Source organism: Vibrio kyushuensis, from assembly GCF_050337325.1.
GTDB classification, from domain to species: Bacteria; Pseudomonadota; Gammaproteobacteria; order Enterobacterales; family Vibrionaceae; genus Vibrio; species Vibrio kyushuensis.
Genome location: NZ_JAKJSV010000018.1, coordinates 24,780 through 50,780, shown reverse-complemented (window position 1 = coordinate 50,780; position 26,001 = coordinate 24,780). Strand labels below are relative to the sequence as shown.

At 41.5% G+C, this 26,001-nt stretch carries 20 protein-coding genes and 7 pseudogenes; 17 read left to right on the top strand and 10 right to left on the bottom strand.

The window, feature by feature from the left end; translation table 11 throughout:
- Together L4D20_RS23690 and L4D20_RS23685 are read right to left on the bottom strand one after the other, a co-directional pair.
- On the bottom strand, positions 1-1,049 hold a 1,049-nt coding region (locus tag L4D20_RS23690), incomplete at its 3' end, for a dihydrodipicolinate synthase family protein (protein WP_428804037.1).
- Positions 1,050-1,063: 14 nt separating this feature from the next.
- On the bottom strand, positions 1,064-2,098 hold the full coding sequence (locus L4D20_RS23685; protein WP_428804036.1) for an NAD-dependent epimerase/dehydratase family protein: 1,035 nt from the start codon (positions 2,096-2,098) through the stop codon (positions 1,064-1,066).
- 178 nt (positions 2,099-2,276) lie between these two features.
- Here L4D20_RS23685 and L4D20_RS23680 point away from each other — a divergent pair.
- A pseudogene (locus L4D20_RS23680) lies at positions 2,277-2,949 on the top strand (transposase family protein); the annotation flags it as partial.
- 98 nt (positions 2,950-3,047) lie between these two features.
- Here L4D20_RS23680 and L4D20_RS23675 read toward each other — a convergent pair.
- Complete coding sequence (locus L4D20_RS23675; protein WP_428804035.1) at positions 3,048-4,589, bottom strand: Fic family protein; 1,542 nt, start codon at positions 4,587-4,589, stop codon at positions 3,048-3,050.
- A gap of 1,272 nt (positions 4,590-5,861) precedes the next feature.
- Here L4D20_RS23675 and L4D20_RS23670 point away from each other — a divergent pair.
- A pseudogene (locus L4D20_RS23670) lies at positions 5,862-6,180 on the top strand (IS3 family transposase); the annotation flags it as partial.
- A gap of 542 nt (positions 6,181-6,722) precedes the next feature.
- On the opposite strand, the pseudogene L4D20_RS23665 reads toward L4D20_RS23670, so the two are convergent.
- The 3 genes and pseudogenes from L4D20_RS23665 to L4D20_RS23655 all read right to left on the bottom strand — a co-directional run.
- A pseudogene (locus L4D20_RS23665) lies at positions 6,723-7,078 on the bottom strand (recombinase family protein); the annotation flags it as partial.
- Positions 7,079-7,083: 5 nt separating this feature from the next.
- A pseudogene (locus tag L4D20_RS23660) lies at positions 7,084-7,353 on the bottom strand (recombinase family protein); the annotation flags it as partial.
- Positions 7,354-7,934: 581 nt separating this feature from the next.
- A complete protein-coding gene (locus L4D20_RS23655; protein WP_428804034.1) occupies positions 7,935-9,011 on the bottom strand; it encodes a replication initiation protein in 1,077 nt (358 codons plus the stop codon).
- Between the two features lie 949 nt (positions 9,012-9,960).
- On the opposite strand from L4D20_RS23655, the pseudogene L4D20_RS23650 reads away from it, so the two are divergent.
- The 9 genes and pseudogenes from L4D20_RS23650 to L4D20_RS23610 form a co-directional block, all read left to right on the top strand.
- Positions 9,961-10,349 (top strand): annotated as a pseudogene (locus tag L4D20_RS23650) (hypothetical protein); the annotation flags it as partial.
- 17 nt (positions 10,350-10,366) lie between these two features.
- Positions 10,367-10,732: pseudogene (locus L4D20_RS23645) on the top strand (metal-dependent hydrolase); the annotation flags it as partial.
- Positions 10,733-10,790: 58 nt separating this feature from the next.
- Positions 10,791-10,955, top strand: coding sequence for a prepilin-type N-terminal cleavage/methylation domain-containing protein (locus tag L4D20_RS23640; RefSeq protein WP_428804033.1), 165 nt, complete (start codon positions 10,791-10,793; stop codon positions 10,953-10,955).
- Between the two features lie 692 nt (positions 10,956-11,647).
- A complete protein-coding gene (locus L4D20_RS23635) occupies positions 11,648-12,757 on the top strand; it encodes a tetratricopeptide repeat protein (RefSeq protein ID WP_428804032.1) in 1,110 nt (369 codons plus the stop codon).
- Positions 12,758-12,772: 15 nt separating this feature from the next.
- A complete protein-coding gene (locus L4D20_RS23630; RefSeq protein ID WP_428804031.1) occupies positions 12,773-14,296 on the top strand; it encodes a 4Fe-4S dicluster domain-containing protein in 1,524 nt (507 codons plus the stop codon).
- Complete coding sequence (locus tag L4D20_RS23625; protein WP_428804030.1) at positions 14,296-14,604, top strand: hypothetical protein; 309 nt, start codon at positions 14,296-14,298, stop codon at positions 14,602-14,604. The genes L4D20_RS23630 and L4D20_RS23625 overlap by 1 nt, the downstream gene beginning before the upstream one ends.
- Before the next feature lie 96 nt (positions 14,605-14,700).
- The gene (locus L4D20_RS23620) at positions 14,701-15,855 is read left to right on the top strand and encodes an FMN-binding protein (RefSeq protein WP_428804029.1); all 1,155 of its coding nucleotides are present in this window, start codon (positions 14,701-14,703) and stop codon (positions 15,853-15,855) included.
- Positions 15,855-16,064: a hypothetical protein gene (locus L4D20_RS23615; protein ID WP_428804028.1), complete on the top strand. Its 210-nt coding sequence runs from the start codon at positions 15,855-15,857 to the stop codon at positions 16,062-16,064. The genes L4D20_RS23620 and L4D20_RS23615 overlap by 1 nt, the downstream gene beginning before the upstream one ends.
- Before the next feature lie 60 nt (positions 16,065-16,124).
- Positions 16,125-17,003, top strand: coding sequence for a helix-turn-helix domain-containing protein (locus L4D20_RS23610; RefSeq protein ID WP_428804027.1), 879 nt, complete (start codon positions 16,125-16,127; stop codon positions 17,001-17,003).
- 198 nt (positions 17,004-17,201) lie between these two features.
- On the opposite strand, the pseudogene L4D20_RS23605 reads toward L4D20_RS23610, so the two are convergent.
- From L4D20_RS23605 to kdgR, 4 genes and pseudogenes are all read right to left on the bottom strand, one after another.
- Positions 17,202-17,669 (bottom strand): annotated as a pseudogene (locus L4D20_RS23605) (ParB family protein); the annotation flags it as partial.
- Positions 17,670-17,819: 150 nt separating this feature from the next.
- Positions 17,820-18,548 carry a 3'-5' exonuclease gene (locus tag L4D20_RS23600; protein WP_428804026.1) on the bottom strand — a complete coding sequence of 243 codons (729 nt, stop codon included), beginning with the start codon at positions 18,546-18,548 and terminating at the stop codon, positions 17,820-17,822.
- A gap of 5 nt (positions 18,549-18,553) precedes the next feature.
- Complete coding sequence (locus tag L4D20_RS23595; RefSeq protein ID WP_428804025.1) at positions 18,554-20,422, bottom strand: DUF294 nucleotidyltransferase-like domain-containing protein; 1,869 nt, start codon at positions 20,420-20,422, stop codon at positions 18,554-18,556.
- 82 nt (positions 20,423-20,504) lie between these two features.
- Positions 20,505-21,290 carry a DNA-binding transcriptional regulator KdgR gene (gene kdgR, locus L4D20_RS23590; RefSeq protein ID WP_428804024.1) on the bottom strand — a complete coding sequence of 262 codons (786 nt, stop codon included), beginning with the start codon at positions 21,288-21,290 and terminating at the stop codon, positions 20,505-20,507.
- Between the two features lie 253 nt (positions 21,291-21,543).
- Here kdgR and kduD point away from each other — a divergent pair, with 253 nt between their 5' ends.
- The 6 genes from kduD to L4D20_RS23560 all read left to right on the top strand — a co-directional run bounded on the left by kduD (position 21,544) and on the right by L4D20_RS23560 (position 25,654).
- The gene (gene kduD / locus L4D20_RS23585; RefSeq protein WP_428804023.1) at positions 21,544-22,305 is read left to right on the top strand and encodes a 2-dehydro-3-deoxy-D-gluconate 5-dehydrogenase KduD; all 762 of its coding nucleotides are present in this window, start codon (positions 21,544-21,546) and stop codon (positions 22,303-22,305) included.
- Positions 22,306-22,337: 32 nt separating this feature from the next.
- Positions 22,338-22,853, top strand: a complete 516-nt coding sequence (locus tag L4D20_RS23580) for a YgjV family protein (protein ID WP_428804039.1) — start codon at positions 22,338-22,340, stop codon at positions 22,851-22,853.
- A 19-nt stretch (positions 22,854-22,872) separates the two neighbouring features.
- A complete protein-coding gene (locus L4D20_RS23575) occupies positions 22,873-23,193 on the top strand; it encodes a cupin domain-containing protein (protein WP_428804022.1) in 321 nt (106 codons plus the stop codon).
- A 44-nt stretch (positions 23,194-23,237) separates the two neighbouring features.
- Entirely contained in the window at positions 23,238-23,873 is a 636-nt protein-coding gene (locus tag L4D20_RS23570; protein ID WP_428804021.1) for an RpiB/LacA/LacB family sugar-phosphate isomerase, read from the top strand.
- Positions 23,874-24,069: 196 nt separating this feature from the next.
- Positions 24,070-24,999, top strand: a complete 930-nt coding sequence (gene kdgK, locus L4D20_RS23565) for a 2-dehydro-3-deoxygluconokinase (RefSeq protein WP_428804020.1) — start codon at positions 24,070-24,072, stop codon at positions 24,997-24,999.
- Positions 25,000-25,030: 31 nt separating this feature from the next.
- Positions 25,031-25,654, top strand: coding sequence for a bifunctional 4-hydroxy-2-oxoglutarate aldolase/2-dehydro-3-deoxy-phosphogluconate aldolase (locus tag L4D20_RS23560; protein ID WP_428804019.1), 624 nt, complete (start codon positions 25,031-25,033; stop codon positions 25,652-25,654).
- The last annotated feature ends 347 nt before the right edge of the window (positions 25,655-26,001 follow it).

The following is a 26,001-nucleotide window of genomic DNA, read 5'->3' as shown; positions in this document are numbered from 1 at the left end:
TCAATATGAGTGCTCACAAACTCATCATCATGAAGATGAGGGTAGCTTTCATAAACCCGCTCGATTTCAGTCTGCTGGCCCGGTGAAAGATCGCCATTTCCAGGATAACAATAGATCCCTTCAAAGAACCCTTGCTTCCTCAATACTTCGTGGATCCCAGCGATACATCCGTCAAAGTTGCCTAGAACGTCAAAGAAAGCGCTGTTAGCATCGGTCACTTCCACAGCTCTGGTCAGCATTTCTTGAGAGACTGTGCTGCCCTGTCGCTGTTCTTTAATATCTTGAAAGAGATCGACCGCCGTTTTCGCCCACACACTCCAGTGCCCCAGAAGTCCACCACGCACAGGCACCTTAACTTCTTCACCTTCTACGTTAAAGGTATAGGTCGTCAGGAGATCGGTAACGATGGAATCATCATTACCCGTGTACAGGGCAACCGGAACTTTTCGCTTCGCCGCCGTGTTCGCACAAGCGCGCGCCACTTCGATAGTGCGGTATCGATCGAAAGGCGCGGCTTTAACGCCAACGACTCGTTCGTTTTGTAATACTTGCTCCCAGAACTCGTAAGGCAGTTCACGCCCGCCCACAGAGGTTTGCATGTAGAACCCAAATACAGGGGTAATTTCTGAAACCGCGCGATAATAATCTACCAACACATCCAAAGGCGTGTCATTGGAGTAGGCTGAGACAGAAAGTAGCCCTACATCGTAGCCAAGCGTTTGAATGTAATCGGCTTCACGCTTTGCCTGCTCTAGCTCACCACTAATACCGGCAACCCGTAGAATTTGTTTCCCTGTGCGAGACTCAAATGCGTCGATTTCCTCAAGAACCAACACCATGAAACGCTCATATGTCTCTTTGTGTTGGCGAATTTCAAATTGAGTGGTGTGCACCGCTGCAGCGATCCCGTCCACCCCAGCGTCGAGGTAGTAACGTACTAAAGCTCTTTGTCGCTGCTCGTTAAACGACAGGTCTTCATTTAAGGCAAGAGGGATAGCCGGGATAAAAGCCCCATCCATCACAAGGTCATATTTTTGTTGAGACAACATATCTTCATTACTCCTTAGTACTTACCATCACGCGTTTCAAAATGGGTTGGCTTATTTAGGGTTTCCCCACTATTGGCCACCCAATGAGCGGTCCAGTCAATCATGGAAAGCAGAGAGACCTTCGGGTAGCCGAAGAGCTGTGAAGCTCGGCTGGCATTGCTCAGCAAAGCTGTCTCTTTCTCCACACCCGTAAATTGCACCTCTTTCCCGAAACGTTTTGCGAATTCCTGAGCCAAATAACGGACAGGCACGGTTTCTGGGCCAGTAATATTCAGCGGTCGAGCCGGGGTTTCGCAATGGTTCAAAGATAAGATGGCTTGACGGACGACATCCCCTTGCCAGATCACATTGACATGCCCCATGGTGACATCAATAGGTTTTCCGGCGTAGACACTTTGTGCAATCTCCAACAACACCCCATAACGCAGATCGATGGCGTAGTTCAAACGAAACAGAAGCGTCGGAAGCTTGTGAGTCTCCGCATAATACTCAAACACACGCTCACGACCGACGGCAGAATTGGAGTAATCACCCACAGGGGTGATATCATTCTCCTCAATAGCCCCCATTTGTTTAATGTCCATCAGATCGTAAACACAGCCCGTAGAAAAGGCCACGAAACGGCTTTCTGAAAAGTGCTCACAGACATTTTTAGGCACCAGAGTGTTCATAGCCCACGTCACGTGGGTGCTGCCGGAAGTCCCAAATTTTTTCCCAGCCATGAAGATGATATTTTTCACCTGAGGCAGTGTTTTCACCTCGTCCAGATTCAGTAGATCACAAGAAATCGTCGTGATCCCATTCTCTTCCAACTCCTGCTTCGCCGCCTGATCTGAGAATCGCGAAACCCCATACACCTGCTTATCAATGCCAAGGGTATCGATTCCTCTTTGTATCATCCCACCCACATGACTGCCGACTTTCCCGCCAATCCCTAGAATCATGATGTCGCCATCCAGTTTAGACAGCATGTCCATCACTTCTTGGTCGGGACGGGTAATGAATTCATCCAACTCCTGCTCGGAATTAAAATGCTCTGGCTTTGCCAAGAAACTCTCTGTATTTACCATAAATATCTCACGAAAATAAACAAACCATATAGTTGGTTTATATACTGTTAAGTATCGGGGATCATGTCAAGAGCTATCTTTCCAGTTTGTTTGTTTGATCCGAACCAGCAGTTTTAGACATTGATTTAAGTGAGTCTAATCACTAACGAGGTGAACAATGACCACGAAGAAAACACGAATCAAACATGCTCCTTAATTTAAAGCAGACGAACTCAAGCTAGCCAAGAAAGTGAGCGTCGCTGCTGCGCGTTATATGAATCTCAAATCTATGGAAGGCGTAAAGCTGTCAAAAAAGATACAAATGCGAGCGATAGAGAGAAAGAGTTAGACATCGTAAAAAAGGCCACCACCTACTTCGCGAAAAATCTCAAGTAGATTGCTAAGAGCTTATGCTTGAACACCTGATGTAATATAGGGTTGCCCGTATGACTAAGGTGTTTGGGGTTTCTCGTAGTGGATTTTATTATTGGATTGAAAGGCGCCATAAAGTCACTCAACGCAACGAGCACTGTAAGCAGCTTGATAGAAAAATTCTAGAGGTCTTTGATGATAAAGCAGAACGCGATGATGTAAGACGTATTCAAAAAGAGTTTAAAGAAAGTGGTGATAAACATGATGTGAACTCCATGGCGGCTAGTATGAAGCGACAAAGCCCGGTGGCGAAGGCCGCTCGTAAGTTCAAATGTATGACAGACAGTAAGCATAAGCTTCCCGTTGCCCTAAATTTACTTGAGCCTAATTTCAATGCCACAGCACCAAATCAAAATAGGGCTGGAGACATCACTTACCTAGTGACAAGTGAAGGCTGGATATACTTAGCCTTCATAATTGTCTGACTGAAACAGATCATCAATGGGACTCAATCTAGATTGCTCTATAAAGTTAGGGGGCTATATAGTGCGATAATTAAGTTTGTCTTTCTTGACATTTAAGTCGGCATTAAACCTTTTATAAACTCCGCAAACGGTACAATGTTACTCTCAATCGAGGCCGATTCTAGTGCATTTAGATAGGCGGTACGTTCAGTGACAGGAACAACGGTCCAGTGATAACCACCCAGCAAGAACATAAAATTCATCAAAAATCGACTCGTTCTTCCATTTCCATCCGGGAAAGGGTGTATGTAGCCTAAGAAAAAATGCCCCAGTACGGCTTTTACTGCAAAATTTGGCTCGTTGACAATGAGGTCTTTCAGTTCATCCATACAATCCATAAGCTGCTCACTCTGGGGAGGCATGTGTCTTGATGTCCGGATCATAATTGGCCCTTTACGATAACCGGCCAAATCACGATCATGAACGATCCCCGCAGTCACGCATGGCTTAAACAACGAGGTGTATATCTGCGTAAGGCTAACATCAACAAGATACGCAAGGTCTAAGTCATCTTTACCTTCGTTATACGCTTCCTCAATAAGCACTCGCAATGTTTGAAAAGCTTCAAAGTAACCTCTGGCCGCGAGTGCGTCTTTTTGCTGCTTATCCGCTTGAATATGCTCAGTATTCCATTCCCCGTTTGTGACTCGATTAATCAGCGCTTCGGTGACCCTATACCCTTCAATAGACAGCGAGTGGTAAGCATCGGAGACATACACTTTATCCATTGAATCGAGTTGTTCTTCAAGCGGGCATTGAAAGAAATCTGAAACAATCATATCTGTAAATATTTGCTCTACATCACCGCGAAGTTGTTGCCAAAGCAACCGAACTCTTATCGCAGCCGCACATCTCTGCCGCTTATTTCCCATTTTAATAACGGGCACTTCAAATGGATTCTCTGCTTTAAGCGGCCCTAAGCCGGCAGCATCGATGATATTCATTAGGTTACGAGAGTCGGCCTTCTTGCCGATCTCCAAATACGCGCCAATCAAACGATTCGTCGACTGTACATTCTTTGTGATCAGCAAGCTTCTTGCTACAGCATTCACATCAGATTGACCGAGCGCTACCTGCACCGCCAGAGGGTTTGAACGATAAATACTAGGGGCGAGACCGGCCAATCCAAACTCCAAAGAGAGTACGTTCACGCCATTTATCTCGATGATCTCTTCTGGCCTCTCTGATTTTTTGATCACCATCAAGCTCATATTATTAGGTAACAGAATATGCTTCGTTGTCCCCTCGCAGGTAAAGATGACAAGCTGTTGTGGTAAAGCGTTGTGCGCCGTATGCAGGTCAATCGATGCTTCTGGATTTAGCCAATAATCATCACCATAATACTCATTCAGGTATTGACCAATAAAATGCCAAATCGATTGATACCATAGTGCAGACTCTCCGGCTTTATTCATAGAGACATCGGCATCAAACAGGTACCATCCACGGACAATCTGCTTTAAGTAGCCTTGCTTAACTAATAGGGTTCGAGTTGGTGATTTTAGATTACGGCTGTTAACTATATTTCCAGATCGTATCGCCGTTGCCTCTCTCAGCGCGTCCGCTAATTTTTCATTACCCGTTTTTGCCATCATAGTGCCCTTCTCTTAATGTCTACGCTGCTTAACTGAAAACAGAACTATCACTTACGAGACTATAGCACTTTCTATTACGAGTTTGAATTACTCTCAGTTATGCGTGTTATTTACTCTTACTTGTGCATGTAATTCACTCAATGAAGATCTAAAGCGCTCCAATAAGCTAGAAAAACTAGAAGCGTCGAATGTTAGTAGCAAGGTGAACCCTTTCAAACTTACCTCTTGTTATCAAAATTCAGCCTGAACATTGACAACTTTCTCCAACATCAAAGTTTCTAACAATAACGTATGTTTTTGTATGACGTTCCATTAAACAAGCCCCAAAAAAACGTGTTTTTATTTTGGTGGCATACCTGCTTTGCGTATGAATTTTATGTACCAATTGGAATCTTGTTCTGATTGATTTTATGGGTTAGATCAAATATTTGCGTTTCTTATTTATACCGAATTCGCATATAAATCTAACCCGAAGAGCCTTTGGGTTATTAAGAACATATCGAATTTTTGTGTGACCATTTGTGTGGGCAGACTATTTTGAACCGTAAATTATTTAAATATGCGTGTGACCATTTGTGTGGGCAGATTATTTTGAACTGTAAATTATTTAAATATGCGTGTGACCATTTGTGTGGGCAGATTATTTTGAATTGTAAATTATTTAAACATGCGTGTGACCAAGTGTGTGGGCAGATTATTTTAAACTATAAATTATTTAAATATGCGTGTGACCAAGTGTGTGGGCATCGTATATTGATTGTCTAGCAACCCTCAATACTCCCCCTTTAATTAAATAATAAGTTAATTACCTTTTTTAATAAAAGGGTTTACCCGCCTCTCTCAGAAAACAGCCCAGAAAAAACCGAACCCAGAAACCATCCTGTGCGAAAATTCAAAAAATGGTTCTATAAACTTTAATTCGACAAAAGTCGAAATGTAAGGTTGGTTGATCTTCTAGAAAATTTGGTACAATATTAAATTGCCCTTGGCGAAAGTAATCAGATGGCTAAGGTCATTGGCATCAGATGCCCTTGCATCACCTAACCGGGAGGTCCCATTCACTTCCTACTTTAAATTGGGAAGCAAGCTGAACCAAATACTTAAAAGCGCTTTAAACTAGTTCAGCACTGAAATTTAAAAACAATATCTAAACCAAATAGGGCTGCAGAAATTTAGTCTTTTTTATTCCCTCAAGAACGCTGTCTAAACAATCCCCGCATAATCCGTACTAATAGTTTTGGACACAGAGTTAAGTGAGCACAATCGTGAACAATGACAACTAAGAAAACAAGAATTAAACATGGCCTAAATTTAAATCAGAAGCACTAAAGCTACTCTATAAAATGGGCGTTGCTGCTACGGCAAAACATGAAAGCCAGAGATAGAGATAAATAATTAGCGGTTGAAAGTAGCAAACTCAAACGATTATTAGCCGAGCAAGCCGAAGAGTTAAACATCGCAAAAAGGCCACCACCTATTTCGCGAAAAATCTAAAACAGATTGCTATGAGCTTTTACTCGAACACCTGAAGCGATATAAGATTGTCCGTATAGCTAAGGTGCTTGGGATTTCTCGAAGTAAGTTTTATTACTAGATTGAGATTCGCTATTAACGGTTAGCACATAAACACGTTGTTTGTATTTTGATGCGCAACCCCTTCCCTACTTTGCCGGATTTTAGCAAGACAGGAAAACCTCGCCTGCTTGCTGACGAACAGGCGCGTGCAATTTCGCATTATTCCATATTATGTTGAACTTGAACTGATATCCCCATCCATTTAATAATGATGCGGCCTATCGGGATCATCTTATCCCATGTATTGATATGAGCTTTCTAAGGGTGTCGATGCTCTAGTGACTAACAAAAAACGATCGTATCTAAGAGCTCAACGTCTAGTTAAATCACTTCGCTTCAGTCTCACTAAACCATTCGTTTGTACTCCAATCACCTGAGGTTTGGCTTGTGCGGATTGAGACTAGAAGCTCTATAAGCGTTCGTACTTATTGAGCTCACCTTACTAATATCACCAGTACTATTTTCTATCAGCACCATAGATCTCGATTTTCTAGCAGACGTTAACGTACCAAAATAATTCCAAACAAAATTATTTATCCCTTGCTCTGTAAGCTAATGAATGCGTTTCCTTTCCATCTCCGCAAAGGCTGAAATGGTAGTATAGATGACATACCCAACATCGCTATTTATATCCAAATCCCCAAGATCATGAAAAACAAGCCCAGCCCCATTTCATTAAGCTTGTCAGCGATTTGAAGCGCATCGATGGCGTTACGCGCAATACGGTCAACTTTAGTGACGTGCATGATGTCGCCGTCTCAGCCAAACTCTCGACGGAATAGCTCTTCACGATCTGCTGATTTTCCGCTGGCTTTCTCCTGAAATATTTTCTCACAACTGAGCTGAATTAGTTGCTCAAGCTGAACGTAGAGAGTTTGTTCGTCAGAGCTGACACGTGCGTAGCCGATCTTCAAGGAGACATCGACCCATCAAATTGCATATTTTGCTTAGCCATATAAACATTCACACCCTTATTAAATCAGACTTTTATACCTCTAGTGCTTGTAAGGTTGAACTGGCGATACGGCTTACCTCCGCAAAGATCAGTTTATCCCCTGTATCTAAGCCGTTTATTAACGGCCCTAGCTTTTATTCATGCCACTTCTTTTTCCCGGTAACAGCGTCTTCAAAAAAACTTTGCCACGTTCTGGCTGTCTGATGAAACTCGCAGGTAAGCATAGTTCGCCATAAATTCTCCTTGGTTAATTAGAAGATTTATAGCAACGTTGAAATTGGAAAAAGTATGGTTACACCTAAAATGTGACCTTTAAAAAAACAAAGGGAAAAAAAAGAGAATTTTTGCTGATGTGGTTAAGTGTGTAAATCTTTGATTTTCCACTTATCCACATAGGCTATAAGATCTATATTTAACTATTTATTACTATAAATAGTATAAATACTATAAGAACTATAGAGTAAATAAGTCTTTGTTTTTTAAGAAAAAAAAGGCACTTTGTGATCATATATTAGGTGTTCAAGTAACACTATTTAGGTGTTTATGATCCTTTTTTAGGTGTTGTTGATCACTTATCAGGTGTTTATATGACAGTTTTTAGGTCTAATTGATCACTTATTAGGTTAATAGGTGACAGTTTTTAGGTGATTGCACATAATGTAGGACACTATATAGGTGATTTAGGCTAGGTATTACCGTTAACTAACAGTTTTTAGGTGGTGAAGAGCTAGTTGCACCTAAAATGTGTCTTCTATCACGCTTGAATACCTAAATAATGTCCTTTTTGAGATCTGTATACCTAAATAATGTCTTGTTTAATAGTCTGGGTTGTCACTAAGCTCTGACAATGTATTGATTTTATCGAGTAAAGAATCGAGTTCTTCTTGTTCCGTTTCAATCACTTGCTGATCTTGTTTAAGGTGTCGTTTTGACAGGCTCTGCTCTACTTTTATCGCTTGCTCTTCTTTACCTATATAGCGATAGGCAATCGCGAGCGCTTCCAGTTCTGGTTCTTCTAGAGCGATATTGTGCTGTAACCGTTTTAGCTCAAGCTTTTTAATTGTCTTCATCGCTTCGTGTTGGTTTAGTTCGTCTATCGTGCCGAGTTTTAACCAACGAAAAAGAAACTTGATACCGATGATGGTTTTGCCTTTTTTAACCAGTTCAAAACCTTTGTCCCCTTTGTCACTGTCTAAGAACAGCAGCTCTTTGTTGATTTGAGTGTGCTCTGATAGCTCTTTTATACTCTCTCGAATGCAACGCTTCATGAAGACACTATTATTTTTGAAAGAGCTTTTGTCTTTTTTAAGCTTACCGGCCTCATCGAGTAGCCCAAACACGCCTTTTAGTTCATCAATTTTCTGAGCATGCATTTCAAACCCTTTGTCTTTGAATCGACTAAGTAGCTCATAGAGACGCTTTGAGTACTCTTTCTTTACATCGAAAAAGTTTCTTGTGTTGATAAGAGCAAAACCTTGATTATATTCAATGTATTCAGGCTTTAGCATGTCGTTTGGCACCATGGTCAGCACCCCGTTTTTATAGGCGATATGTTTAAACAAAGGGCGATAATCAAACTCGGTGTCACCTTTTTTGGTTTCCACTTTGATGCCTATTTTTCGACTGGCTAAGCGGTTAGCTACAGGGCTTAAATTACTTCCGATGTGCTTAGATTCGACACCAAGCCACTCTGATAACTGGTGTGATGTGAACTCATAATGAGGGGTGTTTGTAGACCAATCAGCTTCTTTCATATGAGCAATCATAAGGGCAAACATATCAGCTTCACGTGCCGAGAGATCTTGGCGACTAAACACCAATTGATGACCTTTCTTTATATGCTTTGGCAGGTTATCGCTTACTACTGGGTAGTAATACTCTTCATCACTCATAGGTTGCTTCTTATCAGACATAATCTAGGTTAAGTATGACACGATATAGGTATCATAGCGAAGTAATCACCTAAATTGTGTCACACATCAAATTTCGTTTGATTTTTAAGCTTAGAGAGATCACGGTATTAGCCTCTATCGAAATGAAAGGAGGCCGCATTACACGAAAATGGCTCTACATCGGTGATCTTATTATCGGGAAAAATGCTCTTTTCTAGCTTCAAATGAACATGTGTATGTAAGTGATCTATCGACAGCCTATCGGTGTTTGCATCGTTACAATGCAACCTTCACATTTTCGATATTCTATATCAGTATCACTATTGGCCACATAAGCTTTCCTTGAGGGAGTGATACAGACTTCTCGTTTTTAGGGAAGTACAAATTTCTCTCTATTTTTTCTCTATACAGGTATATCCTGCAGCATTTTTTAAGACGTATACTATTAGTACATCAAATGGAAGTAATGATGATTTGAAATATTCTCTTTGCGTAAGCTTCCAACATACTAATTTATCCTTGGCAAAGAACTATAAGGTGAGAGTATGAATGGTAAAGATTTAAAACACTGGTCGATGGTAAGAGATAAAGGTTTTTTTCACTATATCGTAAAGAAGATACTTATCGTGTTCGGCTTTTACTTTCCTATCAATATTCTGGATTATTTAAGAAGGCACAATGTATTTTCTTGGCAAGAATATCTATCAGAACAAGTGTGTATATTGGCTGTTTTTCTAGCGTTATTGTGTTTTGTATTTTTGGCGGGGTGGATTATTCAAGAATCAAGATATCATAATTCCATCATGAAGGAGTAAGAAAGCAATCCTACTGTCGTAGGTCACGAAATCCTACCGCTATCTTAACGCTGTTTAGCTCTTTCTTGGGTCATGAAAACGGATGGGGAATAGATCTTCCCTGGAACCAACCAGAAATAGCGCCCCCTGAAATTATGCCTTACGAATTGCCCATATTGAATGGCAACGAGCAGCACTATAAACCCCTCCCCCGCTCTCTCTCGCCCCTTTGACTGACCTTGATGTGATTATTAATACGGTTTTAAAATGCTACCCAGAAAAGAGTAAACTCAATATTTAATTCACTTAGGTTGCAGGCATGAAATCCAATAGCGATGATTGGCCGGAAGTTTCAGAGTACAACATCGGTGGTGAGCTTTACCAGTGGGTAGCGAATGTCACGGAGGAAGTCGCACTGTTAGAAAAAGTCGCAGCAACGCATCGAGATGTATTGGCGAATGAGGCGAAAATTGAGTACCGTTTGGCTTTAGTCGCGATGTGTGAAGAAAGTTACACCGAACAGATGAACGTTTGTTTGCAAAAATAGCTTACCTGCCAAGACCAACTCATATATTCACGCACTGGCTGATAGCGGTTATCGCCTTCACGCTTGTATGAGATTATCACGGGATAGGGATGGCGTTTGCATGGGGTGGGGTAAGCTACATGTTGACCGATGCGATGACTGTTTCAGACGTGCATTTTTCGCCCTACAGTGACAGGCGTTCTCATCTTTTTTGGGGGCGTTTAATAACCGGAGACCCAGTAGAGTACGTCATATCTTCAGTGGTGGTAATTATCTGCAGTATTTTGTCTCAACTCATTGGAAGACAAGGCTTTGTACCGTTTTTTTATGAATGGTCTGGCATGTGTGAAAGAGGGCTAATAGATGCGTTTGAAGGGAAGGGAAAGCGATTTAGGCTTATTTTTTATTGGAGAAACTTGTCAATGTTCAGGCTGAACATTGACAACAAAAGAGGAAAAAATGAAAGGATTCACTTTACTAGAATTACTGTTCACACTGATGATATTAGACGTAGTACTCACATTTGGCGCTTCTAGCTTTTCTAGCTTGTTGGAGAGTTCTAGAGCCAACCGTTGCAAACAGAGCTTTTCAATTTTTATGTGTATGCTCGTTCTGAGGCGGTAATGCGTAATCAGAGCTTTACCTTCACTTTGTTGGGCCTGATGAGGGCGTGGGCACAACACAAAACTGATGTTTATTGCTAAGTCAAGATGTGACCGTTCCTAGCTGTAGGGATGAGGTAATACAACTTTTATAAGGCAGTTTGTTTGGTAGTATCCACATGGAGCGAGTAACAAGCCTTTCATATATTACTCGAGATGGGGGAGAGCAGAGCTAAATAGCCTCAATATAGAGGAATATGCGAGCTTACTGGGTTATTACGCCAAGCAGGGGTAACCAATACCGTTTAAAGCTCATATTACAGGTTGTCCTCAGGTATGCAGCATTAAACTTAATCTTTAGTACCGAATTTAGACTTACTTTTCCTCATGTATAGAACTTTTTCAATGTGGTCAAATTTGCTAATCCACTGCAGTTCAGCCTTATAGTAACTCAATATAATATACATAATCGTACTTTTATTCATTATTCTATTGGTTGGGCATGTATTTATATTGTTAACTACCAATGACTACCAATTGATATAAGCAATATTATTTATACTTTCATAATAAGTGCGTGATTGTATTTTTTGATACATATCAATCTGTTCATATAAGGTAATAAAAGTATCACTTTGTGTATTATTTTCACCTTATGACCCCTGCTTTAATTCGTTACTGTTTAGGCACTTAGTAACGAAGTAGGGAATAATCATGATCAATAACAAGTGGCTGCAACTTTATAAGCACATAAAACAGAATCATAGTGGCCTTCTTCCTTCGATCACGTTTTCAGGGCTGCTAATTAAGAAAGTAGAACTACTAAAGGAACAGTTCAGTGATCTAAACACTACCGATAATCCCCAGCATAATGATTGGTTAGAGCATGAAGCGTTTACATCAGTTTTCAGTAATTTAATACGAAACATGACGGTATCGAAAACTGATATTGATTTCCTTTATGAGACTTTAATGGCTGCTCAGCTTTGTCAGCTCGCATTATCGATCGTTAATAATCATAAACAGGTATTAGAAACCGATGACCTTGCTTTTAAAACCGGGGTTATTTATCAAAAACTCGGAGATTATGAGCATTCGAAAGAGAAGCTTGAAGAAGCGCTGTCGATCAATCCCCTTAACGATCAAGCAGCGTGCTACCTTGGCTTGAATTATATGTATACAGGTGAGACAGAACATAGCATTTCATTGCTGAAAAAAAGTATTGAGATCAACCCAAACAATGCTGCTGGCTATCAAAATCTGGCTGGTCTGTATTATCAAGAAAGTGAGTTTGAAAAATCGGCTGAGTTATGTGAAGGAGTATTTGTGCTTAATAAGTCAATTACCGCAGCCTATATTACCGCGATTAGTAGTTACCTAGCACTTAATAATATCGGATATGCAGAGCGTTGGATCCAGCGTTCAATATCGAACAATATTTCATCAATGGAGTTGGTTAGATTAGCAGGAATATCAGCACATAAAGCAGAGCGTTATTCTGAATCTATTGAAGCTTTAAGTCACTACTTAAGTGTCTATCCTGAGTCTTTTGATGTGCTTGCCATTCGTGCAAGATCTAAAATTGCACTCGGTTTATGGTCTGAGCTTGAACCCGATTTAAAGCAGTTGCTATCTTTTGACGCCCACGATGTTTGGGTGTTAGAGCAATTATTTTTAACCCACTTTCATACTAAAAAATGGTCCGAGGCTCGCGTTGTTATGAGTGAGCTTAAAAAACTTGGTGGAACATTCAAAATAACCTATCGCAATGAAATTGATGCGATTAACCAAGCCCTGAGTATTGAAGTTTTAGAAATTGACTGATACATGGAGTACAACGTGGAAAAAAATAGTGGAAATAAGACCCATGTAGAAAGCACGTCTCGGCGTGATTTTCTTAAAATGGGAGGAGTCATTGCTGCAACGGCTACAGTGGGGGCTGCTGCTGGCGCAGGTTTTGCGTTGGGTCGTGATCCTGATGCAAATGTGGGCTATGGTCGTACAGAAGCTGGAAAGGACATGTTCTTTAATCGTGAACCCTTCCGAGTTAAAGAAGCTCCAACCCTACATGTTGCCGGCAAGCTCGAAAGACCGGAATGGAGTGATTTTCTTTTCCATCGTACCCGTGTTTTCACAAGTCTAATGAAGGACGGTTGGGTGCCGAGCAAAGACTGGCAAGATATTCCTAATGAGAAAGTGAAGGAATATTACTCGCGTTACCCTGAACGCTGGCTAGATATGTATGATGCATTTATCGAAAAAGACAAACATGCCAAAAATATCGAAAGGCATCGTGACCAATTTGCTTTAGGTTGGGCACACTCGGCTGCATACGCTAGAGGAAACTCATCAAGTAATTTTCCACCTCAGCCAAATGGTCACCCAGATGAAGTTGATTTTCAATGGGTGAAACGTGATCCTATGCCCTTCAAATCACCGAAACATGCCTCTGAATTAATAAGACAGATGGCATTTAAATTTGGCATGAGTTGTGTGGGGATTACAAAGTTAGACCCTAACTTTGTATTCAAAAATACGATGCGTGGCATGCCTTCTTGGGATGACTCAATTCCCAAGCACTGGAAAAACGTCATTATTTTTGGCACCCCAATGAATTGGGACCCACTCTATGCCGCAATTGGTTACTCAACTTCTTACGATGGCTACTTCAGAGCTCAAAATGCGTCTGCGTTAATGTCGGCTTATTTAGGTGAACTTGGCTACTCTGCTCGACCTCAATGGCCTGGTTCTAACTATGAAATCATTGTGCCGCCGTTGGCCATTCAGGCCGGTATGGGAGAAGCATCTCGAAATGGGATTTTGCTTACTCCAGAGTTAGGGCCAAATATTCGTTTAGCGGCGGTAATCACCGATCTGGACTTGGAATATGATGAGCCGATTGATACACGAGTTAGCCATTTCTGTGAAGAATGTAAGATTTGCGCAGATTCATGTCCAAGTGGTTCAATCAGTTTTGCGGATAAACCAGATACAGTCGTTCGTGGTTATCGAAAATTCGACTTTAATCAAGATAGCTGTTGGAAACAGTGGCGAGCAGGACCAACAGAAACTGCGATGGGTTGTCGAGTGTGTATTGCTGTTTGCCCGTACACACGTAAAAACAACTGGATTCATGCCCTTGTAAAAGAAGCCGACCCTCGTGATCCAACCGGATTGACCCGCAAAGCACTGTTAGCGATGCAGCACAACTTCTTCTATTACCCAGATGCTGATGCTTATCAAAGTGATTGGAATGGTGGCCGGTTTGCTGGCTACCATCAACCACCGGAGTGGTTACGTAGTGAGAATTACCTCAATGTTGAAAAAACTTGGGAATACGATGGTAACTGGGAGGGCTTTTAATGTTTCCACAATCAACAATATTAGATCCAATCTTTTGGATGGTTCTTGGTGCCTTACAGGTATTGGTAATCGCAGGAGCGAATCGTTGGTTCAATGAGCTTCAATTAGGCATGAACTGGTGGCGATGGACTTTAGTTGGCGTTTGGTGGGCATCTATGATGCTAACGATTGCAGGTGCGTTTACATTGTTAGGTGAGAATGAAGGCATGGCAGGTTGGTACGTGCTTGGCTTCTTTGGAACTCTTCTTATCATAGCAGGGGTTGTCTTAGCTCGCGTGATTATTATGTTAAAGCCGAAGTCGGCATAATGCGATAGGAATGAGCCACTTTTCACGGTGGCTCATATATTTATGACACTAATTAAAAAAGTAAATAATAAGCATTTTGATAAGTTTTTTAGCATAATGTCTATCACGCTGTTGGCATTTTGTTGGATTGCGGGAGGCCAGCAGCGGCAAGATATTCAAATTGAATTCTTGTCTCATGCCGTGACTGATAATGAGCAATTAGTCCGCTCTGGAAATAACTTATTTAAAGTAATGCCCGTTCTTGATGAGCAAGTAAGCAGCAAGTGGATTAGCATCGACAGTGGCGTAGGCTACGGTGGAGAGTTGTCTGTTGCAACTATCATCTCAGATAAAGGACAGCTTGAGTCTTTATCCATTCTAACCTCACAAGAAACGTCATCTTATTTAGACAAGGTCGTTTCAAATAAATTACCTCACAGCCTGCTAGGAAAAAACATTAAGACTAATTTAACTGCTGATGGTGTGTCCGGCGCAACATTAACGTCGCAGGCAATCGTTGATGCAACAGATAACGCCGCCGATAAAGTACGTAGTAAATTATTTGGTTATCAACTCAAAGAGCACAAGTCATTATTTGCTTACGGCCAATGGGTGGATGCGTTTGCTATCGTGTTTTTTATTCTTGCCGTCTTGCTAAACAAATCACGAGTTAAACAGAAAGCAGCCCTCAATTGGGGATTATTGATTAGTTCGATTGCAGTGTTCGGATTTTATTCGGCAACTCTGTATTCTTCAACAACGATGGGAGCGTTGATCACAGGGACTTGGCTTCAAGGTGTCGCGAGCTATACCCCTTTCATCTTATTATTGCTTAGTGTTGGTTATATCCTTTATTTTAATCGAAATATTTATTGCCAAAGTTTGTGTCCATTTGGTGCTGTGCAACAATGTTTAGCTAAAATTGGTAATGCTAGATCTTCTACGGTAAGAGCAAGTGTATTTATATGGTTTCCAAGGGCACTACTGTTAGTTACGCTTTGTTTAGGTGCCTATTTTAGAAACCCAATGGCTTTCAATTACGACCCTTTTGGTATCATGTTTGGCATGGTGGGTGGCATTTATCTTTTTGTTTTAACCGTAGTGATTGTTTTAACATCATTAGTTGTTCGACGCCCATGGTGCCAAAGTCTGTGTCCTATTAATGCAATGACCGAGTTTGTAGTATTCAATAAAAACTGGCTTAAGAAAAGCTTGAAAAACAAGCAAAAATATTCGAGCTTAGATAAAAAGATCAAAGTGAGAAGCAAGTGATGAGAGAAAAAATCAGCATACTTTTTTTCTGTGTAGCATCGGTATTAATAGTTATGCAGATAATAACCAGTTTCTCAGCCGTTCAGGAAGATAGAGTAGGCGCAAAACCACTATATTCTTTTCATTTGGAGCAGCCAATAATTGAAAAAATTGAGGTGAATATCGATTTTAGAAAACTAGCTGAAGACCTTTCAAAAGATAAATATTAAACTTACGATGACTTGTATTTAACGGCTTAATACAGGTTGGCCCGTTTCGTTGAGAGTATCATGGAAAAAAGACGTATCCCTATTGTGCGGCATGAAGATTCTATTGTTAATCTTGGAACCAAAATATACAAATTGGAAGAGTTGTACCGTAGCCCCTGGCGAAATCAGTTATCAACACCGCATCGCCTCAACTTTAATGCACTAATCTATATATCGGCCGGAGAGGGTGTACATTGTGTTGATAATAAAACCTATAAACTCACTTCAGGCTCAATCGTAGCTATTAGCCAGAATCAAATACATTATTTTTCGACAGAATTATCGCTTGAAGGGTATGTTATTACCTTTGAAAACCATTTTTTGCTCACGGGATTAAATGACCCTCACCATGAAGTAATGAGCATCGCTATGCTAGAAGTGAACCATCTACTTTCAACAGATAGAGTCATTGGGCTATTCTTTGCACAGCTTCATGAAGAGTATAATGCAACTGATTGCATACTAAAGGTCGAAGTCATTCGTCATCTTGTACGCTTAATTTTACTTAAATCAATTGTTCCCCATTTCAATGTAACGCATCAGAATATGCAAAATAGTCCCAGTGACGATTTTTTGAGACTAAAAAACTACATTGATACACATTTTGAATGCAGACCTTCTAAAGCACAGGTAGCGAAAGGGCTGGGGAAAAGTGTCAAGCAATTAGATAAGCTGGCAACAGAAAGTGCACACTGCACCGTTAAAGAGTTAGTTGATACACGTGTCATAGTAGAAGCAAAACGTCTACTAGCTTTCAGTCAGTTTTCAATTTCAGAAATTGCTACTCAGTTGGGGTTTAATGAACCTACTAATATGACCAAGTTTTTTAAACGCCATACTGAGATGAGCCCTAAAGATTATCGTATGCTGTGTCACTCTGATATATTACGGCGTTTATAGCTGGGCTAATTTAGATAATAGAGATAGTAGATTAGAAAAATTGGCCACTTGGTCATAAGATTTTCAATAAATAACATAATCTATGAAATGCTAATTTAGGACGGTGTATAACTCATTCTTGTCCAATAATGAGTCTGATAAGCTAACTGGTTAAAACAAAAAATATCAAAGGCTAACCGAAGTTAGCCTGTTATTCTTTTAATCTGCACTCGTTTCAAACACCTTCGCTATCGTCTCACCCAGATCTTTTTGAACAGTCTTCGACAAGCGGGCAAACTCATACGAGAAGTTACGACCCTTCATACGTTTACGAGCAAACATGCCTTTGCTGTCGAACTGGGCGAGGAGAGTGACTTCTGCTTTATCCGTTTCGCTCTTAGCTTCTACTATTTTAAGATCAGCTTTGATGACCGACAGGACACTATCATTAAACTCATCACTGCTTTGTTCAGACTGAACATTGACAAGATTCTCACTCACTTTCTTAGTAAAAGTCGTGAGGCATTTCTTATCGTTTTCAAATGCTTTCATCACTTTACCGAGTAAGGAATAGTCAGTTTGTGATAGTTTATTGACGACAGGGAATAGGGTGATTATACGCTCATCAATGCTCGCAGCCTTCAGCGCTTTACTCACCGCAAGGCGGCTAATTTCGACCATTTTCGCCATTGATCTGCACCAGATAGACTGGACACTCTATTGGATGTCATGATTGTATTGACTTAACTTCGAGTCTAACGCTCTTAGGGCGGATCACTTGAAGTCGATGAACAAAATTGATCATAGTCTGTTTGTCATCCGCGCCTTGAATTAATATCAACTAGACTTCCAACTTAATTCACCGATGGTTGAAGTGTTGATAAGTTGGAATTTTTTTATTTGCACTAGAAAGAGTTCCGCACAGGCTACCGCATCACTGGCCGCTGAGTGAGAGTAATAAGCGGGTAGATTATGGTGGTCTCGAAGATCATCTAATTGATAGCTAGGGTGATAATTACTTTTTCCTTCATAGCTAAATTGTTTCTCGATTTTCAGTGTATCAATGAAGTAGCAAGGAAATGTTGAGAGGTCATATTTTTGACTCAAATAACGTTCGATAAATTGCTTTTCAATACAGGCACTGTGAGCAACAATCGCTTTACCTGTAATACGTTTAAGTAACCAGTTCATCGCGGTATCGAGATCCACGCCTTGGGCTAGCTGCTTTGGGGTGATCTCATTGATTTTGGCGGTTTCTGCTTTTATAAAATGGCCGTGTTTGATAAAGACCTCTTCACTACTCGATAGGTCTACACCGTCTTGAGTGACATTAACAACCCCAATGGACAAGACTTTGTCTATATCGAAATTTAAACCCGTGGCCTCAAAGTCGAGAGAGACAAACTCAATGTCGTTTAAGGCGTCTTTCGGCTCTGGCTGTGGCGTTTCCAGATATTGTTGTAGTGGAGAGCTCCAGTTTGGATTCGCGCGAATATTACGCCTCACCTTTTCTTGAGAAAGGCTCTCAGAGTGGTGAAGCCATGAATTGAGCCATTTACTAAACATAGCGATTAAGCATCTTTAACGAATCGAAGTTTGGCGACATCTTGCAGTTTATTGATGATCTTAAACGCCTCTTTAAGGTGCTTACGTTCAAAGCTACTGATTTCATCTGGGTAGATATTATTGTTTGGCTCGCTATTCATATTCAGTGCGTTGAGTTGATGTCTGAATCGAACCTGAGTAATAAAACGAAATGCGCCAATGATATTGTCACAGCTATCTTGCGACATCGTGCCGTGTTTCGCGGCGTAACGAAAACGCTCTTCGGTACCCGTAAGTGAGCCACCTGCCGCTAGGCTAAAGATTCTTGCTAAATCAATGATCAGATTAAGTGCGTACTTCTTGATGTTCAGTGTATTGCTGTTTTCGCCCCCTTTTTCGAGCACCAAGCTATTAAAAATACCGAGAGGCGGCTGGGTTTCTATGGCGTCACGTACCAAAGCGGGAATGAATCTTGGGTTGTTTTGGATGCATTCATGCATGTAGTTTTGAATGTTCTCCACGAAATCAGCATTCCCGTGGATAGCACGAACTTCGAGAAAGACGCTGATGCTTAAGAGTCTATTGTATTCAGGGCTAGATACCCATTTGTGGTAATACTCTTTCCAACGTGACACTGGCTGACACCACTTAGGTGTGGCTGCCATGTATTTCCCATCGCACAAAGGGTAGCCACACGCGGCAAGGCCATTGCATACACGCATCGCTAAATGGACAAAATAGAGCTTATGGTCGTCACTGGCATCATCGGCCAAAACGATAGCACTGTCTTGGTCTGAAAGCATATGGACTTCATTACGCGCATGCGAGCCGGCAACGATCCAAGCGTATTCGCAGGGAGCAGGGCCGAGAAGATCCTCGGTGAGCTGAATGAGTCGTCTGGTAAAGGCATCCATGATCATCGACATCACTTGTCCTTGGATCTCGGCGCTGACACCGCTTTCAACTAACGCTTGGAAGATGATCTGCTTTTCACCTTTTAATGCAGCGAGTGCAGTGACTGAATTGGCATATTTAATCTTCTCAATGAGAAACAGTGACTGAGTTTTATGGTTGTGAACTAAGTGAGTCGTTGTGAGCAGCCCAGTGACTTTGCCCTCTTTGATAACAGGTAAGCAGCGAATGTTGTATTGCAGCATGAGCGATATCGCTTGAATGACTTTATCGTCGCTTTGGATTAACACTGGAGAAGCTTTCATGACTTCTTTGATCGGCAGGTTGGTATCAATCTCAGCCGATACCACATTTCTCGTCATATCACGATCGGTGACCATGCCTACAATATCACCCTCTTTCATTACCACAGCACATGAGCTGCGTTGATCACCACACATGGTTTTCGCTACGTCTTTAATCGAAGTGCTATCATCAACGATCGCGACATTTTCACTTGCCACCTCACCGACGCTACGAAAAAACAGTCCTTTCTCTTCTTTACGACAAACGTAATCAACCGCTGAGCTTAATCTTACGTTGGCTTGCGCGGCAAAGTTGTCGGCAAACTCTGGGTAGTTAACACAGGCGTTTTTTACTTCTTGATGAGGAAGGAGGTACAGCAAAGTATCTTCAATGGCTTGAGCTTGATAACCCTCTTCAGCATCTTGAAGCGGCTCAAGAAAGGTGAAGCCAAATTGATCCTCTTCCCCTAGACGTGCACGAAGCTCTCCGTTCGGGGTCTTTTGCTCTATAGCGCCGGTACGAATGATGTATAGGTGTCGCTTCTGGCACAGCGCGCTGAACTCAATGATCTCACCTTCGGTTAGATACTTTATCACGACACAGCTGGCGAGTGATTGCATCAGCGATGATGGAAGCTTATCAAAAGGATCGATGCGACTTAAAAAATCACTTATATTTGGTGTGACAGAAGTACCCATAGAGATTACCTTATTATAAAACGACGTTTCACAACATAATTTAGTGGCAAAAAAAGCAGCGAATCGCTGCTTCTTATTTTTTTTAAGCCGATGGGTATTCGTGGTACCCGAGCTGTTCTGATATGTTTTTCCCCGCGTTATGCAAAAGACCAACATAGTATTCCATGCGTGCTTCATCAAAACGAATGGTTGGGAAAGAGATAGAAACACCCGCTATGATTGTTCCAAATCGGTCATAGATTGGAGCTGCGATACAGCGCAAGCCGGGCTCCTGCTCTTCGTTATCTTCGGCAAAATGCTGTTGACGCACCTCTTGAAGCGCAGAGAGTACCTGATCGGTATTTTCTAGCGTTTTTCTTGTGTGTTTAACAAAATCAACATCGGCGAGTTTGTTTCGTACGAACGCTTCGTCTTTATCTGACAACAAAACCTTGCCAATAGCCGTACTGTACAGCGGATTACGACGGCCAATTTTGGATTGCATGCGAAGGTTGTAACCTGAGTCAATTTTGTGCACGTATATGATGGCGCTTTCATCTAGAGCCCCAAGGTGCAGTGCCTCATTAGTCTGCTCTGAGATAATACGCATCTCTTTATCAGCAAGCTCGATAAGTTCTACATACTCTAAAGATTTTGCGCCTAACTCATAAAGCTTAAGCGTTAGTGAGTATTTGTCCGCCTCTCCTTCTTGAGAAACATAACCAAGCGTCTTCATCGTTTGTAAAAAGCGATAGGTTGTTGCTTTAGACATCATTAAACGTTGAGAAAGCTCGGAAACCCCTATCGCTTTTTGATCGCCCAATGCCTGTAAAATACTAAAAACCTTTAATACTGAAGATACAGCTTCTGGTTGTGTCGACTTTTCCATAAAACGGCCCTAATTGTTATCTGTTTGCATTATATCTGTAGTCACTATCATTACCAGTAATTTCAAAATGCCTTTTCAGAAATTTGTAACCGCGCACCATCGCTTATTCTTAAAAAAGAAGTCCCTTGTCGATATTTTTGAAACGCTCTTTCAAAAAAGTTTGTCAAAGTGAAAATAAATCTGTTATGTTTGCGTCATTGCAGTGAACCACGAACACGTTCACGTTACTTATTACCTCTAAGGAAGTTTTAAAATGACACTTGAATCATTTAATCTGAAGGGCAAAGTTGCCCTTGTTACTGGTTGTAATACTGGCCTAGGTCAGGGTATGGCTCTTGGTTTAGCAAAAGCTGGCTGTGACATTGTTGGTATTAATATTTCAGAAGCAACTGAAACACAGCAACAAGTAGAGGCACTAGGACGTAAGTTTGTCGATGTTCGCGCTAATCTAATGAAGCTAGACGATATCCCATCAATTGTTGATCGTGCAGTAACAGAGCTCGGTCGTATCGATATCCTAGTGAACAACGCTGGTATCATTCGTCGCAATGACGCGATTGACTTCTCAGAGCAAGATTGGGATGACGTAATGAACATCAACGTTAAGTCTCTATTCTTCATGTCTCAAGCTGTCGCTAAGCAGTTCATTGCTCAAGGTGAAGGTGGCAAGATCATCAACATCGCATCTATGCTTTCTTTCCAAGGCGGTATTCGCGTTCCTTCATACACAGCTTCAAAAAGTGGTGTTATGGGCGTAACGCGCTTAATGGCAAACGAATGGGCTGCACACGGTATCAACGTAAACGCGATTGCACCGGGTTACATGGCAACAGACAACACAACTGCGCTACGTGCTGATGAGCAACGTAACAAAGAGATCGTTGACCGTATTCCTGCGGCACGTTGGGGGCTGCCATCAGACCTAGAAGGTCCTTGTGTGTTCCTAGCGTCAAGTGCATCTGACTACATTAATGGCTACACAATTGCTGTTGATGGTGGTTGGTTGTCTCGCTAATAAAGAGTCTTTATAGGCAGTGAGACAATATGATGGAATATCTAAATTTGGCTCAAGTTTTGGGTTACGTAAGTTTTGTTTTAGGTGTTTCAGCTTTCTATCAAAAAGACGATAAAAAGCTAAAAATCATCATGGTTATCTTTAACCTTAACCACATGCTTCACTATCTATTATTAGGTTCTATTGTCTCGGTGTTGAGTGCGCTACTTTCAACGCTGAGAACCGCAGCCGCGATATATGTTTCATCTAAAAAGGTTGCTGCAGTATTTATTTTTATAAGTTTGGTCAGTGGTGTTTGGTTGTCCAACTCCATTTGGGAACTCTGGCCAATATTAGGGACGATAATTGGGACTTATTCTGTCTTTGTGCTGAAAGGTATTCAGATGAGAATCGGTTTTTTAATTGGTGCAACGTGTTGGCTGACTAACAATATTCTCGTGGGTTCGATAGGGGGCACGTTATTAGAAGTCACGCTTATTAGTGTGAATTTGATGACGATATTCCGCCTGCTTAGAGAGCAGCGCCAAACACTTGCAACAAGCAAATAAACAGATTATTTGGTGACACATGTTTGTATACAATAATGACGTTCAATTAGAAGACCTAGGTGATGGTATCTCGCGTAAGGTTTTGGCTCATAACGACAACATGATGGCTGTTGAAGTGCATTTTGAAAAAGGCGCAATTGGCGTAATGCACAACCATCCTCATGAGCAGCTTACCTACGTTCTTTCTGGTGCGTTTGAATTTACGATCGGTGATGAAACTAAAATCGTGAAAGCAGGCGACACTATGTATAAAGAGCCGAGCATTGAACATGGCTGTGTATGCCTAGAAGCGGGAGTATTGATTGATAACTTTACTCCAATGCGCAAAGACTTTGTTTAACTATAAAATTCAATTTATCGCAGTGTAAACTGCAGGAGAAACACATGAAAATCGCTCTAATGATGGAAAACAGCCAAGCACCAAAAAACGCTATGGTTGCAGGAGAACTAAACAACGTTGCTGGTGACCTTGGTCACGATGTATTCAACGTAGGTATGACGGATGAAAATGATCACCACCTAACTTACGTTCACCTAGGCATTCTAGCTAGCCTTGTTCTTAACTCTAAAGCAGCAGATTTTGTTGTAACGGGTTGTGGTACAGGTCAAGGCGCAATGATGGCGAGCAACCTGCACCCTGGTGTTGTTTGTGGTTACGCTCTTGAGCCATCAGATGCTTTCCTATTCAACCAAATCAACAACGGTAACGCGATTTCTCTGGCATTCGCTAAAGGCTTTGGTTGGGCTGGTGAATTAAACGTTCGCTACATCTTCGAAAAAGCGTTCACTGGCAAGCGTGGTGAAGGTTACCCGATCGAGCGTGCTGCTCCACAACAAGCGAACGCAGCTATCTTAAACGACGTAAAATCAGCCGTTGCTAAAGACGTTGTTGAAGGCCTTCGTTCTATCGATCAAGACCTAGTTAAAGCCGCTATCGGCGGCGCGCACTTCCAAGAGTTTTTCTTCGCGAACTGCCAAGTTTCTGAGGTTGCTGAGTACGTTAAGTCTCTACTAGACTAGTTCAGTACTCACTCATTTATCGGGAAATAAATTGAGTTATGAAAGCTAGCCTTAATCGGCTGGCTTTTTTTTCGTTTTCAATCGCATTAAACACAATTAAAGGGTTGGTTCATGTTTATTAAAACAAAGGTTTATTTATTCTTGTCAACTTTGTGCTTTATGGGATAATGAATACATAAATTGAGAGGAGAGTTTTATGACCCCCATTACTCGTGTCGCTGTGATTGGCGAATGTATGGTTGAATTAACAAAAAATCAGGGCCAGTTAAAGCAAAGCTTTGGTGGTGATACATTAAATACCGCTGTGTATCTTTCGCGATTAACGAAGCAGCACGGAGTGAGCACGTCATACGTGACAGGGCTAGGTCAAGACTCGTTCAGCCAAGAAATGCTAACCGCATGGCAAGAAGAGAAGATCAATACCGAGATGGTATACCTCTCTGCGACAAAACTACCAGGTATGTACTCCATCGAGACAACTGAAGACGGTGAACGTAACTTCCATTACTGGCGAAACGACTCTGCAGCGAAGTATTGGCTTCGTGATCATTCGATTGAAGATCTAGTGAATCAATTTTGCCAGCATCAAATAATCTATTTAAGTGGTATTAGTTTAGCGATTTTGCCCCAGGATTGTTTAGACTCTCTGATCAAACTGCTTAAGGTTTGTCGCAATGAAGGCGTAAAGATCGCGTTTGATAACAACTTCCGCCCTGCATTATGGAATGACTTAGATGTTGCCCGCTCTGTGTATAAAGAGATTCTATCGATCACTGATATTGCGTTTTTAACGTTTGATGATGAAGTGCTGCTTTGGGGCGATGACACCGAACAGCAAGCCATTGATCGTACGCAAGCTCTTGGGGTAGAAGAGATAGTGGTGAAACGCGGTGGTGACGAGTGTTTCGTTGTGAACCAGGAGAGGTTTGAGTCGGTTGCAGCAAATAAAATTGACAAGATTGTCGACACAACAGCGGCGGGTGATTCTTTTAGTGCCGGTTATCTTGCAAAACGTATTCTTGGCGGTGATATGACGAACTCCGCAAGTACAGGCCACTTAGTTGCTGGGACAGTAATCCAACATCGTGGTGCGATTATTCCTACAGAAGTCATGCCGACTATCTAAACGAATTAAAGTAACAATTAAGGGAAACAGAATGAAAACGCTTAATGAACGACTATCTGAAATCAAAGTTGTACCTGTTATTGCAATCAAAGATGCCTCGAAAGCGGCGAAGCTTGCTGAAGTTCTGATAGAGAACGGTTTGCCGTGTGCTGAAGTTACCTTCCGTACTGAACAAGCCGTTGACGCTATTAAAGCAATGCGTAAAGCCTTCCCTGAAATGCTGATCGGCTCAGGCACGGTACTAACAACCGAGCAAGTTGATCAGTCGATTGAGGCGGGTGTGGATTTCGTCGTTAGTCCAGGCTTTAACCCAACTACTGTAAAGTACTGCCAACAACGTAATGTAACGATTGTTCCTGGTGTGAATAATCCAAGCCTAGTTGAGCAAGCGATGGAAATGGGTCTACGCACATTGAAGTTCTTCCCTGCTGAACCTTCTGGTGGCGTTAACATGCTTAAAGCGTTAACGGCCGTTTACCCAGTTAAATTTATGCCAACAGGTGGTGTAAGCCCTAAGAACGTGAATGATTATCTAGCCATTCCAAGCGTACTAGCGTGTGGTGGTACTTGGATGGTACCTAACGACTTGATTGATAACGAGAAGTGGGATGAGCTTGCAACTTTAGTTCGCGATGTTGCTGGTATCATCGACTAAATCGTCAAACCTACTAAGCAACAAAGAGCGCAGATGATTGAATCAGCCGAGCCGATGAATCAAGCGTTGTCGAAAAGTGAACCTGAAGTGTACGAGTTCATTAATAGAATCGTAAATCATTAACCTTATTTTAGGTTGTTGCTACTGGATGAACTAGGAACTGACTTCAATTCGGTCTAGTGGCAATCTATGTTAATGATTATTAGCAATAAAAGTTGATATCAGATCATCGGCATCGACTTTATTCATAGAGGACTTAAGCGCAGTAGTAAACTCAACTGTGCTGATTTGCAAAAATAAAACATCGTTTCAAGTGTCACGTTTTCAATCTTTTGATCTGTATTTAC